The following is a 14008-nucleotide window of genomic DNA, read 5'->3' as shown; positions in this document are numbered from 1 at the left end:
TATGGCGACATCTGCTACAACGTTGTCGCTAGGAGGGAAACTACGCCCTTTGGAGCATCTTGGGCAAGGGGCGACGCACATTACTGAACCAGTGGTCGACAGCTCCGATGCCACCCGCCGGGCGGGCAGCCCCGGGTTGGTGCGGCCGTGACGCGCACGACATCGTCCGGGATCGCCCGCTCACCGGGTCGCGGGTGCCCTCCGACGCCCGGTCATTGCGCCAACAGTGCCATGCGCTCATCGAGAGTGACCGGTGCCGTGCCGATCGCGGCCGGTAGGCCGTCGAGAGCGGTCAGTACCTGCTCGGGCGCCGCGCCGAGCACGCGCACTCCTCGGCCTGCCAGGCTCACCAGCAGCCCGGCTTGCACCAGCCGGTCGAACGCGGCCTGCCAGTCGGCGGCCTCGACGGTGACGACGGTGGCCCCGGCGATGATGTCGGCCTCGGTACCCTCAGCGGCGATCGATCCGTCGACCATGACCGCCAGCCGGTCGCACTGGATGGCTTCGTTCATGGTGTGAGTGGTGACCAGCACACCGATTCCGGCCGCGGCCTGCCGTCCGATCACCTCCCACAGTTCGGCGGACTCCAGCGGCCCGACCCCTGAGGTCGGCTCGTCGAGGACGAGCAGTTGCGGCCCGTGGGGAAGAGCGATGTCGAAGGCGACCCGGCGTTGTAAGCCGAGTGGCAACTCACGCACCAGGCGCCGCGGGTAGCTGTCGACCGGCGACCCCTCGGCCAGCGCGGACCCGTCAGTGCCTGCCCGGACGCCGTAGGCGGCTGCCGAGAACTGGGCATTCTCGTGTGGGGTCAGATCGGGATACAGTCCGCGGCCTTGCGGAACATACCCGATGCGGGCGCGGCCGAGCCTCGACGGCGGCCGGCCGAACAGCAGTGAGGTACCGCCCGACGGGGCGAGGATGCCCAGGGCGCAGCGCATGAACGTGGTCTTGCCGGCGCCGTTGGCGCCCAGCAGCCCGACGATCTCGCCGGCTTCGACGTCGAGGTCGACCCCGCGCACCGCGTCGAGATCTCCGTAGCTCTTGCGCAGCGATCTGGTGCTGAGCAGGGCGTTCATGCTGCATCCTGCTTGGCTCGCAGTGCCGCAGCCACCACGACGTCGTGCAGATCCGCGGCGATGACCTCGGCGCCGGGCGGGGCTGTGGCGGCCCAGCAGTGCCACGATCGGCCCACTCGCCAGGCCTGTCCCGGCCCGCGGTGGGTGGCCACCCAGAAGGCACCGGGAGCGCTGCGCACGGCCTCGGCCGGATCGCCGGACAGCAGCGTCCGCCCTGCTTCGAGGGCGAGGAATCGGGTTGCCCGCTCGGCTTCGTCCAGGTAGGTCGTCGTGGTGAGGACGGCCGCCCCCTCGGCGGCCGCGCGGCTGATCAGCCGCCACAGTTCGACCCTGCTGACCGGATCGACGCCGGTGCTCGGCTCAGCGAGCACGCAAATGGGGGGTGGGAAGGAAAAACCACCTCATGTCCATGATTACAACGATGAACCGGCGGCTGGAGATGCCGCTGCTGCCCCCGGAGTTGCAGGTGTCCATCGAGCGGCTGCGGGAGATGGCCGACGAGGACTGGCTCGCGTCGATCCTGTACGGCCGCGCCTCGCAGGATCGGCACAAGTTGATGCGCTCGATTGACGACCAGCTCATGGAGTTGGTCGGCTGGTGCGAGCCGATCCGCTGGTGCCCGGCGGTGATCGTCCGCGACTCTGACCGTTCGGCGTCTCAGTGGCGCAAGAAGGAGCGGGAGGGCTTCGACGAGGCGATGGCGTTGATCGAGGAGGGCAACCACGGCGGCTTCGCCACCTGGGAGCCGTCTCGGGCCGGGCGCGACCTGGAGATCTACGTCCAACTCCGTAAGGCGTGCCAGCGCGCCGGAGTGCTGTACCTGACCCACGGGCGCGTCTACGACCTCTCCCGCAGCGATGACTCGTTCATGATGGGCTTCGAGTTCCTGCGCGCGGAGGCGGACGCGAACACGATGCGGGAGCGTCAGATCAGGACGGCGAAATTGAACGCCGAGAAGGGCCGACCGCACGGCCGTCTCCCGTACGGGTACCGGCGGGTCTATGACGAGCACACGGGCGTGCTGCTGCGGCAGGAGCCCGACCCGCACAAGGGCCAGATCGTGCGGCATGCGGCACGCGAGGTGCTGGCGGGCCGGTCGCTGTACTCGGTGGCGATGGAGTTGCAGGACGCGGGCGAGCCGACGCCGATGAAGTCGTGGGTGGAGAACCCTCGCGGCTGGGACACCAAGACGCTGCACCAGGTGCTGCGCAACCCGACGATCGCGGGCAAGCGGGTCTACCGGGGCGAGATCATCGGGGATGCGCTGTGGGAGCCGCTGATCTCGTGGGAGGACTTCCAGCGGTTGCAGCGGATGTTCGCTGACCCCGGCAGGCGCGCCAAGGGCGGCGGCGGAACCCCGGCCAAGACCCTGATGACGCATGTCGCCCGCTGCCACTACTGCGGCAGGCCGCTGCGCCGAGCGGTGGACAAGCGGCCCGGCAAGACGCCCGCGCCGAAGTACCAGTGCATGTTCCGTGGCTGCTACAAGATCACCATCTCCCAGCCGGGCCTGGATGCCTATGTGGAGGAGGCGGTGTTGTCGTGGTTCGAGCAGCCGGCGAACCTGGCCCGGCTGACCGCCTCGGACGACGGCAGCGAGTGGGAGCGGCAGGCACGCGATGCCGAGCAGCAGCGGGCGGCGTTGCAGACCCGGCTGGACGAGGCGATTGCGCAGTACACGGCGGGCAGTCTGAACCTGGACACGCTGACCAAGGTCGAGCAGACGCTGCGCCCGCAGATCGCTGAGGCCGAGCGTGCGATGGTTCCCCCGATCACCGATGAGCGCATCCGGGCGCTGGTGACCGCGAACGATCTTCGTGCGGCCTGGGCTGCGCTCGGGATGGCCGAGCAGCGCAAGATCATCAAGGCCGCGTTCGACGTCCGTGTGCAGCAGACGACCAATCGCGGGCAGAACAAGTTCGAGCCCGAGCGGGTGCTGATGGAGCCGCGCATCCGGTGACGCCCCGCACCGCCGAGAGGCCCGCATCTCCCGGCCGGGGTGCGGGCCTTCTCGTTTCGCCCATGACGGTTCAGGTGCGGGCGGTGCGCATGAGGTTGCGGGTGAGCTTGACGAGTTCCTCGCTCATCGGCGGCCACGACCCGGCGGTCTCCTGCGCGGCGGCGCGAATCCGCTCACGCTCCTCCGGCGGGAGGGCGCGGGGTCGGCGCGCCGGTTCCTGGCGGCGGGGCTGGGTGCTCTCATCGGTGCTGCTCATGCGAACAGGTGCTCGGCACCGATCCGCCCTGACATGTGTCAGCGCCCGGAGCGGGTGCTCCGGGCGCTGCGCTGGGTGACCGCCTCAGTTCGCGGGCAGAGGCGTCGTCACTTCGGATGTGTCGTCCGCTTCGTCTGCCTGCTCCTGTCGTCGCTGTTCGATGCGCTCGCGGCGGCGGGCTGCGATGAGTCGGGCGAGGCTGATGGGGCCGTAGATGAGGAACTTGAAGGCGTTGTAGATGCACAGCAGCACGATCAGGTGCAGCCAGCCGGGAGCGCCGTTGTCGATGAGGGTGGTGCACCAGTAGGCGAGGGCGAAGTAGGCGACCGACAGCAGCATCGCCGGTGCGCCCCACTTGAGACCTCGCCGGGTGCGCAGCGCGTCGAGCAGGATGTTGGTAGGCATCCAGGTACGCAGGAACATGCGGATACGGATGCTGGTGTTCCAGATCAGTCGAAGCATGATCAAGTCCTCCCAAGCGGCGACGCCTTGATGGGATGGACTTGCCTGGGCGGTTCCCTGGCTCGTCATGCCGCCTCCACAGGGGTGACGGCCTAGTTGGTTGTAGATCGCCTGCGCCTTGATTCTACCCGCTTCGGTCGGGCTCGGGAAGAGCAGCCGGGGCGTGGCTGCTGGGCGGTGTGCACCTGCCGCGTGGGAGGTGCGGCATGGAGCACGAGGGGCAGTTGGCGTTCGACTTCGAGGAGTTCGAGCGTGAGGAGGCCCGTGCCCGGCTGCACGAGTGGGCGGGCGCGCCGTTGCACTTCACCACGGACTACTACCCGCCCGCGATGCTGGACGAGGCGTTCGCGTACTGGCGGTTCCTCAACGGCGACTTCGGTTCGTTCGGCCGCAGCCATATGTGGCATCGCAGCATCGGCGGCGGCACGGTGGAGTTCGGGGAGCACCGCGCCGAGTCGTTCACCGCCGATCTGCGTCCCGAGCCGGGCGCGGAGGGGCCGGGCGATCTGCTGACGATGATGGTGTGCGAGCCGTGCGAGTGGCACTCGCCCGCCGGCAGCAAGAACGAGGCGGTCGAGGCGTGGCACGACCACGCTGTACCGGGGTGGCGCGAGCTGCCGGTGGTTCCCGGTCAGGTGAGGGTGCGTTCGGAGACCGGACTGACGAAGGTCGCGCTGCGGTGGATCGAACAGCGATACCCGCTGCACATGCAGGTGCCCGGCGCGCCGATCATCACCGAACGCGCACAGTACGGCACCCGACATGTGGCCGGGTACTCACCGTGGGGCGGCTACGACCTGTCGGCCACCGCCCTGGAGCGCCCGGCCCGCACGCAGCCGGTCGGCTCTGTGCGGCGGGAAGCGGCCTGGTTCGAGGCGGCGCAGCCTGCGGCATCCTCGGCGCGTCGCGGGCGCGGTCTCGGGGACTGATCCCGGCACACGAGTGTGGGGCCGAACCGTGCTGGTTCGGCCCCACCGATGTGCGCGCAGGCGTTCAGGTGATCTCGCCGGTGTCGGGGTCGAGGGTGGCGTAGAAGTCCTCCTCGATCTGGCGGCGGCGTTCCACGTCGGCGATGACGAAGGCCACGAAGTCCTCGTCGCGGTCGGTGATCGGGGTGTCCTCGATCGGGTCGGCGTCGTCCTCGCCGGGCCACACGGTCTGGCGGGTGGGCCGGTCGCGGTCGAGGCGGGTGCCGCACGCGGCGACCCAATCACGCAGCCGCTGCCGGGCGTCTGCGAAGTCCCGATGCCAGCCGATCGGTGCCGACCCGTTCTGCTGCGGGTCATACGCGCACAGCCAGTGCGTGTGCAACGCGCTCAGTTCCCAGTGCAGTTCCGGATGCCGGTGCCACATCGGAGGGATCACCGATGCGGGCAGGCCGTAGGTGGTGCGAAGCCAGTTGACCCACTGGTTCAGCTCCAGCCATTCCTCCTCCGCGTCATCGGCGGTCAAGAGGTTCCAGTTGATCGGGCCGGGCGGCTCCTCCAGCATCGGCCCGAGATCGCCGCGTGGGGGCGTCGATGCCGGGTCGAGGTCGGGATCGGGCCTCTCCTCGGGCTCCTCGTCCGGTACGGGAGTGTGATCGTCGCTCATGGCTGGCTCCGTTCAGCGGCCCAGCGTCGCAGGCTCGCGTGCCTGCGACGACTGCTCGGGACGCTCGAACGCCTGGTTGCGGTTGACGCCTGGCGCTTCGCGGGCGGCACCACCGCGCGGCTCACGGTTGATGACCAACCGGGTGGTCACCGGGTTCGGAGTGAGCGTGTCGGCCCGGAACTCCTCTCGTTCCTCGCCGGTGACGCGATCGGTGAACTTCTTGAACTGCCCGGTGGCGATGAAGTCGTCACCCTTCTTGAACAGTTCCATCGCGGCCTCGGCGCCCTTGTAGCGCTGCGCGAGGTCGTGGTACGTCCGACCCGTGTTGGTGAACGTGCCGTCGTCCTCGCGTCGCCAGTGGTCGACGCCGACACGCGCGTAGAACCTCGGCGTGCCGGTCTCCTCGCTGTATGTCAGCTTTGGGTCACCGGCGATGTGGCCGACCATGATCGTGCCGTTCTTGATGCCCATCACGCATCCTCCTGTCCTCGTCCCACGCCCGCTTATGCGGTCGGTGTGGCAGGGAGGTGCTCGTTCACAGCCTCCGTGGGCGCAGGTCGCGTGCTGCGCTGTCGGTGGACGTGAACGCCGCCGTCGTTGCCGGGCTCCGTTGCGGATCGGGACGGATACCGAGCGCGGGCCGATGCGCCCGTACCGCCTCGACGGTGAGCGCCGGTTCACGCTCAGGCTCGGGGGCTGGTTCGGGCCGGGATTCGTGATCGATGTCCTCTTGCATCGCGGCCAACTGGGTCTCGATGCGGGCGAGGTCTTCCTCGGCGTCTGCGAGAGCCGGGGCGTGGCGGAACGGCTGGCCGATGCGCTGCTCGGCATCAGTGCGTTCGGCCTCGGCGCGGGCGTGGTCGGTGCGGGCCTGCTCCAGCAGCGAGGGGATGCCGGAGGCGCGGTTCTCGATCCGCTGGATCAGCCCGACCCCGCCGTCGAGGAACGACCCACGGGTGATGACGAACCCGCTGCGCGGCACCCCGTCGAGCTGGACGTGCACCATCGGGTCGCCGCCGAGTGCCGGGCTGGTGGACACGGTGATCTCGAACCCGCTGACCCGCCCGATGGTGCCGTAGTCGCGGGAGGCGTACCGGGGTGCCCATTTCAGGTCGGAGTCGTATGCCCATGCCGCGAGCGCATGGGCGGCGTCGGCGCGTGAGGTGTAGGTGCGGCCGTGCAGTTCGATGCGGAAGTTCTCACCGGAGGTGTCGGTGACCTGCGGCAGCACGGCTTCCAGTGCCTCGATATCGGCGCTCGCTCGGCGTACGTCGTCACCGGCGCGGTCGCGGGCGTGGGCGAGCATCGACTCGTTGCGGTGATAGGCCCGCTCCAGGCGGCGCAGCCGCTGTACCTCGGTGTGCACGGTGGAGTGCTCCAGCAGCAGCGGGTTCCCGCTGGAGATGGCTTTGGCCTCGGCCGCTGAGAGTGCGGAGGAGTCGATCTCCTCGATCTCGCGGGTGTCGAGCCGCCCGCGCATGAGTTGCGCGATGAACATGGCTTTGCGTTCGACGCCCTGCCACATGTAGGAGTCGAACGACCGCTCGGTGACGAACCGGACGATCCCGACCTCGGGATTCTGGTTGCCCTGCCTGAGAATCCTGCCCTCGCGCTGCGCAATGTCGCTCGGCCGCCACGGACAGTCCAGGTGGTATAGGGCGACGGCCCGGTTCTGGACGTTGGTGCCGACGCCCATCTTCTCGGTCGAGCCCATCAGCACTGCGACGTGCCCGGCACGCGCAGCGGCGAACAGGCGCGCCTTGTCCACGTCGGTCTTGGCCTCGTGCATGTACCGGATCGACTCGGCGGGCATGCCGCGTGCGGCCAGCTGCGCCCGGAGTTCGTCGTAGGCGTTCCACCGATCCGCGTGCGGGGTGCCGATATCGGAGAACACCAACTGCAACGCTCCCCGCACCGCCGACTCCTGCCCGGTCACCGGGTCGAGGTAGGTGTTGTCCTTCGTGCGCTCCCACACCTGGTGGATGCTGTCGGCGGCCAGATCGACCTTGGTCGGCCCGGACGGGTCACGCGGCACAATCATGCGGATATCCAGCGCCGCCTTTCTCCCATCGGTGCTGATCGTGAGCATGTTGTCCTCGCTGGGCGACACCTGGCGGGCGGCGACCTTCTCGGCCCGTGCGCCGAGGGTTTCGATGAACTGCTCCAGCTCGACGGTCGGCTGGATCGCGACCGTGGCAGGGGCTCTGCGGCCGTCCTCGCGCTCACTGAGGTCAGGAACCGGGAGTTGCAGATCCTCGGCGGTCTTCACGTCGGCGAAGATCGACCAGAGTTTCAGCATCTCCGGCACGTTCTGGAACTTCGCGAACCTGGTCTTCATCCGGAACGTGTTGTTCGCGGTCGGGGCCATCTCCATCTGCGTGACGGTCTGCCCGAACGTCGCCGCCCACGCATCGAACGCCCCGATGCCTGCGGCTTCCAGCAAGTCCGGACGCAGGTACTTCTGCATCACGAACGCTTCGGTCACCGAGTTCGAGATCGGGGTGGCGGTCGCCCCCGTGACGACCCGCTCGCGGCCCTGGGAGCGCAAGTACTCCAGTTTCATGTGCAGATCGCTGGCCCGGTTGGAGCCCTCGATCGCGGCGTCCTGGATGTTCGATTCGGTGGCGAGGTTCTTGTACATGTGCATCTCGTCCACGACCACGTAGTCGATGCCGGTGTCCTCGAAGCACACTCCGGCGTCCCGGCTGCTGTCGATGCGGGCCTTGACCTTGTTCTCCAGTTGCAGCAGGCGACGCTGGATGCGTTTGACGCTCATCTGCTTGTCGCCCTCGGCGTCTGCGAGCACCTGCCGCATCTCGTCCACCTGCGCCTGTATGTAGGTCTGCTGGGTCTCCTGGCGCAGCGGGATCTTCTCGAACGCACCCTGGGTCAGCAGCACCCCGTCCCATTCACTCGCCGAGGCGCGGGCGACGAACAGGCGCCGCTTGTCGGCGGTGAGGTCTTTGCTGGAGGCGGCGAGAATCCTGGCCTGCGGGTAGATTTGCAGCCACTCCCGGCTGAACTGTTCCAGCATGTGATTCGGGATCACCAGCACGGGCTTGGAGATCAGCCCCATGCGGCGCATCTCCATCACGCCCATGATCATCTCGGCCGTTTTGCCCGCCCCGACCTCGTGGAACAAGCCCGCTGCGGGCTCGGCAATCATCCTGGCCACGGCTGAGCGCTGGTGCGGGCGGGGCACGAAGTTCTCCGCCATGCCCGGCAGCGTCAGGTACTCGCCCGCGCCGGTGTAGTCGCGCAGCACGATCGAGTTGAACCGCTTGTTGTACTCGGCCACGAGCGTGCGGGCGCGTTCGGGGTCTTCAAACACCCACTCCGCGAACCGTTCCTGGATCGCGTCGGCCTTCTCCTGCGCGGCGGTGGTCTCCAAGGGGTTGAGCACGCGGCGCGTCTTGCCGCCGACGTCTTCGATCTCGTCGTAGACCAGCAGCGTCTTCTGCTCCATCACCGCCTGGGCGATGTCCGGGGCGGGGCGGCGCTCGGTGCCCCACTCGCTGGTCGCCAGCAGCCCGGCCCGGCCGCCGCGCACTTCCCACATTCCCGGCAGCGGGTTCTCGACCCGGACTTCGCTGGTGCGCAGCAGCTCGTTCAGGAACTGGGCGTGCACGTCGGCGCTGATCCACACCGCGCCCATCCGGGGCGCGATCTCCTGCACGCCGAGCGGTTCGGGCACGACCTCGCTGAGCGCGTCAACATTGGCCTGGAACGCCGGGTCGGCGGCGCGCTCGGCGGCGGCGTCGAGTTTGGTGCGCACATCCCCCGACAGGTAGGCGGGGGCGTGGATGAGTTCATCGGTGACCGGATCGGTGAACACCAGCCCGGTCAGCGCGCCCCTGGCTTCGTCCTCGTCCATGCCGAGCATGTCCGCGATCAGCGGCAACTCGATCCGCCCGGTGCGATCCAGGCTCACCGCCACCGCATCCGCCGGAGTGTCCACGCCCTGAACCTCGGTGCGCGGGGCGACCACCCGGCGGGTCATGAGCGCCGCCGGGGTCGCGGTCTGCTCGGTGTCGTCGAACTGCTCCAGCGCGAGCACGAGCGCCCCGAACGGATCGGAGCGCAGCAGCCGGATCGGGGTCGGCACGACCCTGGCGTGCGTCTCCTCCCCGGCGGCGTTGGTGCGTCCGGTGCGGCGCAGCGTGTAGCGGTTCAGCGGCCCGTACCGGCCCAGATACTTCTGGTAGTCGCGGCGCAGCCCCTCCCGTTGGGTGGTGATCTCCTCGGTGTCATCCACGGTCGCCGCTTCCATCTCCAGCAGCCGGGTCGCCGCATCCCGCAGCCTGAGCAGGGCGCGCAGCTCGGTCTCGGCGCTCTTGGGCACCGGGAGCGGTTCGACCGCCCCGGCCGCGACGGTGCCGAACCCGCGCTCGGTGGCGACGATGCTGCCGTCCCACAGGTTCGGCGGCGACGGCACATGCGCGGCCCGCCGTGCCTGATGCTCGACCGTGGGGGCGGTGAACGTCATACCGGTACGTCGTGCGGTGAACGTGATCTGGTCGATCGCGTCGGCCAGATCGGTCTCCAGCCGTTCCAGGTCACCCGTGACGGTGAGCGCCGGGCCGTACATGCCGTGCCCGATGCCCAGGGTGCCGAGCACATGCTCGGGGTGGGCATCGAAGTAGGCGTTGATCTTCGCCGTCTGCCCGTCCAGGCTGATCGGGGTGACCGTCTCCCACAGACCATCATCGGCGGGCCGCGTGTCGTCGGCGTGGCGGCGCAGGATGAGCAGATCGGTCACCACGTCGGTGCCCGCTGTGCGCCGGTGCGCCCCGGCAGGCACCCGGATCGCGCCCACCAAATCAGCCAACAAGCCCATCTCACGGCGCGCGCCGGGGTTCTGCGCGTCCATCGTGTACTGCGAGGTCAGCACCGCGACCATCCCGCCCGGCCGCACCAGCCTGAGCGACTTGAGGATGAAGTGGTTGTGCATCGACTGCCGCGTCGGGTTATGCACCGGGTCGTGCAAGGTCACGTTCGAGAACGGCACGTTCCCGATCGCCGCATCGAACATCCCCTCGGGCAGGCGGGTGTCGGCGAACGACTCGCCCCGCACCTCCGCGTGCGGATACAACGCTCTGCTGATGGTCGCGGTCACCGGGTCGAGCTCGACGCCGGTCATGCGCGCCGTCGCCGGGGCCATGCCGATAAGCGTCCCCAAGCCCGAGCCGGGCTCCAGCACCTGCCCGCCGTCGAAGCCGAGCACGGTCAGGGCGCGCCACATCTGCCGGATGATCAGCGGGTCGGTGTAGTGCGCGTTGATCGTGGTGCGTGCCGCCGCATCCCATTCCTCGGGGGCCAGCAGTTCGCGCAGCCAGTCGCGTTCGTCGGCCCAACCCTGCTTGCTGTCGTCGAAAACGTCGGGCAGCGCGCCCCAACTCGACCAGCGGGCCAGCACCTGCTGTTCCTCGGCGGTCGCCGGACGCTGCTCTGTTGTGATCGCGCGGGCAGTCTCGATGGCGGCGACGTTCGCGAGAAAGCGGGCCTTCGCGCCGGACGGGGCGAGGTCGTCGTGCGAGGCGGGCACGAACCGCGGCCCCGGCTCACCGCCGGGTTCGGGGGTTAGCGGACTTCGCGGAGGAAGCGGATCGTCGCTGCCTCCGCTAGCACGCTCTGGTGCTCTTCCAGGTAGCGTCTCGGGATCTCGGCCTCCACCAGACCCTCCAAGAACCAGACGGGCACGGCCCAGTCTTTGGCCTTCTGCTCCAGATCGATCGTCGCGGGCATCAGATCGGGCGAGTCCTGCATCCGCTCGGCCCACATGATCAGGTTCTCGTCGTTCGCGGTGGTCTGGTTCCACTCCTCGCGGGCCTCGCTCAGCGGCAGCGCCGGGTCGTGAATCCACGCCAACTGGTTCATCACGACCTCCTCCGCGATCCTCAGCGCCGTCATCCGGCGTGCGACCTCTTGTAAGTAAGTCTCCCTCGAAGAGCGTGTCTTGGCCAGCATCAACGGGCGGTTCGTCTCGATCTGGCGTGCCAGGTCGGTGATCTGCCCCTGCGCCTCCCGGCCCAGCTCGGTGAAGAACCGTTCCGGGTTCTCGATCTGCTCGTACCGCTGCGGCGCGTGCGTCCTCCAGTGCTCCCGCGCCCTCGCCCCGTACTTGTTCACGCTCCGCCCCTTTCTGCGTCGTCTCCGGCTCGGCTGCCCGCGCCTGTTCGGTGGTCTCGTCGGCGTCGGTCTCGGCCAGCCCCCACAGGTCGAACTCGAGTTGCCCCGGTGGTGGGTTCCGGGTTCTGCGTCTGACCATCACCGATCACCTCCACACGCCTGCATCAGGCACCGCCGCCCGGTGCCTGTCCGGAAGGTGCGGTTCACGGGGCATTCGCGCCTCGTTGCAGCAGCGCCTCGATCTCGGCCCGATCCGACTTCAACCGCTCGCCATCGTCTCGGGCAGGCCAGGGCCGCAGATCGGTGATGATCGGCGGTGCCGAACGCAGCAGCGTGACGGCGGTGCCGAACGGGAGGGTGCGGATTCTGTCAGGCGGCATGATCGGCACCCGCCGCACGGAGCGCTGGTTCGAGCGGTTGCCGTGGTCGCCCAAGGTCACACTGTCGGTGAACTCATCACGCTCCCCGATCAGGGCACTGAGGTCTTGCAGGTCGCGGGAGTTGGACGCCCCGCCGAGGACGATCTTGGTGATCGCCGCATCCCAGATCGCGTTCGCCTGGTTCTCCGACCAGCGATCCCGCGCCTGCGCCAGGGATTGGAGGACGGGCATCGCCGTGATTCCCGTGCCGCCGCCCTCGGACATGAGCGTCGGCAACGACGGCAGCGGGCTCAGGTTGGCGATCTCATCGAGCGCGAGCAACAGGGGCGGGTCGAGGCGCGCCCCCGGCGAGCGGGCGGCGACGCGGCGAGCGGCTTCCACGAGGTCTTCCACGAACGCCGCCACGAGCGCGGCACTGGCCCCGGCTCCGGCGCCGGTGGCGAGCAGGTAGAGGGTGCCCCGCGAGCGGATGAACGTCTCGGGGTCGAAGTCCTCGCCCTCTCCCGGTGAGACGGCATCGAGCACGCGCGGGTCGGCCAAGGCGGACAGCGACAGGGAGACGCCCTGCCAGATGGAATCGCGGGTGCGGGGGTCGGAGTCGATCATCGCCTCCAGGGACTCGGCCCACCCGCCGGCGGCGTCGGGGCTGTTGGTGAGGATCGCCACCGCGTCGGTGGCGGCGGTCGGGTCGAGCGTCCACCGGAACAACTCGGCCGGGGGCCGGTGGTCGATCGCCGCCGCGTGCAGCAGCGCCTGCAACGCCGAGCGGGTCTTGCCCTCCCAGAACCCGCCGCCCTCGACGCCCCCAGAGTTCAGGCCGGTCGCGGAGGCGAGCCCGGTGGCGCGGATCATCGCCGTGAGCGGGTCTTCGCAGCCTCTGATCGGTGACCACCGCAACCCGGCAGGCAGGCCCTCCGCGAGGTGTTGCGGGTCGAACACCGCCGTGGGGCCGATGCGCTGCCGGGCGCGCAGACTCGCGGTGAGATTGTCGGGCCGGGTGGAGGTCGCGACCACCGAGCCGGGCGCGTCCAGTATGAACGGGACAGCGACGGTCAGTGACTTGCCGCTTCTCGGTGGCCCGATCAGGAGCACGGAGTCCTCGACGCTGGCCCAGACCTCCAGGCCGTGCGCGGTGCCGATCCGGTAGCCCACATCGGCCGGTGTCGGACGCTCCAGCGACGGGCGCAGGTTCGCAGCTCGTGCCAGCAGCGCCTTGGACGAGGCCGTGCGGGTGACCTCGTGCTTGCTGGCGATCCCGGCGAGCCGGTGCGGGTCGGTCTCGGTCTGGCGTGCGTGGCGGCGCAGCCGCGTCCACACCCATCCGATCCCAGCACCGAGTCCCGTCAGCAGGACGGCCGCGACGATCCAGTAGACGACGGCGTTCAACCCGTCGGCGTCCAGCGCGGTCGCGGGATCGGCCGGGTTGAACAGCACCCCGACCCCGGCGGCGGGGCCTGCGGCGGGTTGGGTCGTGCCGGTGAGGAACGCGGCCACCGAACCTGCGGCGCGCAGCAGCAGCGCGAGCGCGAACAGCCCGATCAGGCCGATCATGGCGGCGTTGGTCAGCTCGTCACCGAACGAGCCGGTCTGCCGTCCCGTGGCCGGGCCGCTCACGCCAGGCTCCGCACCACGAGCGTGCCCGAGACCCGCCCGACCAGGAAGACCTCATCGGCGTCACTCACGCCGTCGTGGGCGAGGTCGATGACCGCCCGCACCCGCCCGTCCGTGGTGGCGTCGGTGTGCCGGATGAGGCGGCAGACCGCGACGTCCTCCCCGGCGACGAAGCCCGCGCCGGTCACTTCCAGCAGTCGGGGCGCTTCGGCCGGTTCCGGTTCGGGCGGTGCCTCGACGGGTGCAGGCTGGCGCGGGCTGGCGGTGATGATGTCGGTGAAGGTGCTGCCATCGGCTTCGCGGACTTCGACGCGGGCCGGGATCATCCGATCCCCGGTGACCTGATCGACGATCCGGGCGAACGATCCGCGCCGCCACGCACCCTCCGCCTGCGGCGGGGCGAGCGGTTCGCCGTCGACGGTGGCGGTCATCGTGCCGTCGTCGTGCACGGTCAGGCGGATCACCGGCATCGTCACCGGCGCGGGGGCAGAGGCGTGGGCGGGAGGTTTTCTCATGCCGCCAGGTGCGCCCGACCCCTCCG

General features: G+C 69.4%; 12 protein-coding genes. 2 read left to right on the top strand and 10 right to left on the bottom strand.

What is annotated here, in order from left to right; all coding sequences use genetic code 11:
* Nucleotides 1-212: 212 nt before the first annotated feature.
* Nucleotides 213-1076 carry an ABC transporter ATP-binding protein gene (locus tag QUE25_RS05775; RefSeq protein ID WP_286268195.1) on the bottom strand — a complete coding sequence of 288 codons (864 nt, stop codon included), beginning with the start codon at nucleotides 1074-1076 and terminating at the stop codon, nucleotides 213-215.
* Entirely contained in the window at nucleotides 1073-1447 is a 375-nt protein-coding gene (locus QUE25_RS05770) for an ATP-binding cassette domain-containing protein (protein ID WP_286268194.1), read from the bottom strand. Before QUE25_RS05770 ends, QUE25_RS05775 begins: the two co-directional genes overlap by 4 nt.
* A 32-nt stretch (nucleotides 1448-1479) precedes the next feature.
* Here QUE25_RS05770 and QUE25_RS05765 point away from each other — a divergent pair, with 32 nt between their 5' ends.
* A complete protein-coding gene (locus QUE25_RS05765; protein WP_286268193.1) occupies nucleotides 1480-3036 on the top strand; it encodes a recombinase family protein in 1557 nt (518 codons plus the stop codon).
* A 70-nt stretch (nucleotides 3037-3106) separates the two neighbouring features.
* On the opposite strand, the gene QUE25_RS05760 is transcribed toward QUE25_RS05765, so the two are convergent.
* On the bottom strand, nucleotides 3107-3292 hold the full coding sequence (locus tag QUE25_RS05760) for a hypothetical protein (protein WP_286268192.1): 186 nt from the start codon (nucleotides 3290-3292) through the stop codon (nucleotides 3107-3109).
* 84 nt (nucleotides 3293-3376) lie between these two features.
* A complete protein-coding gene (locus tag QUE25_RS05755; protein ID WP_286268191.1) occupies nucleotides 3377-3754 on the bottom strand; it encodes a sulfate permease in 378 nt (125 codons plus the stop codon).
* A gap of 206 nt (nucleotides 3755-3960) precedes the next feature.
* On the opposite strand from QUE25_RS05755, the gene QUE25_RS05750 reads away from it, so the two are divergent.
* Entirely contained in the window at nucleotides 3961-4683 is a 723-nt protein-coding gene (locus QUE25_RS05750; RefSeq protein WP_286268190.1) for a DUF6349 family protein, read from the top strand.
* A gap of 64 nt (nucleotides 4684-4747) precedes the next feature.
* On the opposite strand, the gene QUE25_RS05745 is transcribed toward QUE25_RS05750, so the two are convergent.
* From QUE25_RS05745 to QUE25_RS05720, 6 genes are all read right to left on the bottom strand, one after another.
* On the bottom strand, nucleotides 4748-5347 hold the full coding sequence (locus QUE25_RS05745) for a hypothetical protein (RefSeq protein ID WP_286268189.1): 600 nt from the start codon (nucleotides 5345-5347) through the stop codon (nucleotides 4748-4750).
* 12 nt (nucleotides 5348-5359) lie between these two features.
* Complete coding sequence (locus QUE25_RS05740) at nucleotides 5360-5818, bottom strand: single-stranded DNA-binding protein (protein ID WP_286268188.1); 459 nt, start codon at nucleotides 5816-5818, stop codon at nucleotides 5360-5362.
* A 64-nt stretch (nucleotides 5819-5882) separates the two neighbouring features.
* Nucleotides 5883-10892 carry a helicase gene (locus QUE25_RS05735; RefSeq protein ID WP_286268187.1) on the bottom strand — a complete coding sequence of 1670 codons (5010 nt, stop codon included), beginning with the start codon at nucleotides 10890-10892 and terminating at the stop codon, nucleotides 5883-5885.
* Nucleotides 10893-10927: 35 nt separating this feature from the next.
* Nucleotides 10928-11476, bottom strand: a complete 549-nt coding sequence (locus QUE25_RS05730; protein WP_286268186.1) for a hypothetical protein — start codon at nucleotides 11474-11476, stop codon at nucleotides 10928-10930.
* A gap of 203 nt (nucleotides 11477-11679) precedes the next feature.
* Nucleotides 11680-13470 (bottom strand): type IV secretory system conjugative DNA transfer family protein, encoded by a 1791-nt coding sequence (locus QUE25_RS05725; RefSeq protein ID WP_425332742.1) that lies wholly within the window; start codon nucleotides 13468-13470, stop codon nucleotides 11680-11682.
* Nucleotides 13467-13982 (bottom strand): hypothetical protein, encoded by a 516-nt coding sequence (locus tag QUE25_RS05720; RefSeq protein ID WP_286268185.1) that lies wholly within the window; start codon nucleotides 13980-13982, stop codon nucleotides 13467-13469. Before QUE25_RS05720 ends, QUE25_RS05725 begins: the two co-directional genes overlap by 4 nt.
* Nucleotides 13983-14008 lie beyond the last annotated feature (26 nt).

The organism is Brooklawnia propionicigenes, assembly GCF_030297015.1.
In the GTDB taxonomy this organism is placed as follows: Bacteria; Actinomycetota; Actinomycetes; order Propionibacteriales; family Propionibacteriaceae; genus Brooklawnia; species Brooklawnia propionicigenes.
This window is presented reverse-complemented; position numbering and strand designations above follow the sequence as displayed.

Coding starts and splice junctions, on each gene's coding strand:
- QUE25_RS05740 (WP_286268188.1), bottom strand. CDS start 5,818: ATGGGCATCAAGAACGGCACGATCATGGTCGGCCACATCGCCGGTGAC.
- QUE25_RS05745 (WP_286268189.1), bottom strand. CDS start 5,347: ATGAGCGACGATCACACTCCCGTACCGGACGAGGAGCCCGAGGAGAGG.
- QUE25_RS05755 (WP_286268191.1), bottom strand. CDS start 3,754: ATGCTTCGACTGATCTGGAACACCAGCATCCGTATCCGCATGTTCCTG.
- QUE25_RS05760 (WP_286268192.1), bottom strand. CDS start 3,292: ATGAGCAGCACCGATGAGAGCACCCAGCCCCGCCGCCAGGAACCGGCG.
- QUE25_RS05765 (WP_286268193.1), top strand. CDS start 1,480: ATGTCCATGATTACAACGATGAACCGGCGGCTGGAGATGCCGCTGCTG.
- QUE25_RS05720 (WP_286268185.1), bottom strand. CDS start 13,982: ATGAGAAAACCTCCCGCCCACGCCTCTGCCCCCGCGCCGGTGACGATG.
- QUE25_RS05775 (WP_286268195.1), bottom strand. CDS start 1,076: ATGAACGCCCTGCTCAGCACCAGATCGCTGCGCAAGAGCTACGGAGAT.
- QUE25_RS05750 (WP_286268190.1), top strand. CDS start 3,961: ATGGAGCACGAGGGGCAGTTGGCGTTCGACTTCGAGGAGTTCGAGCGT.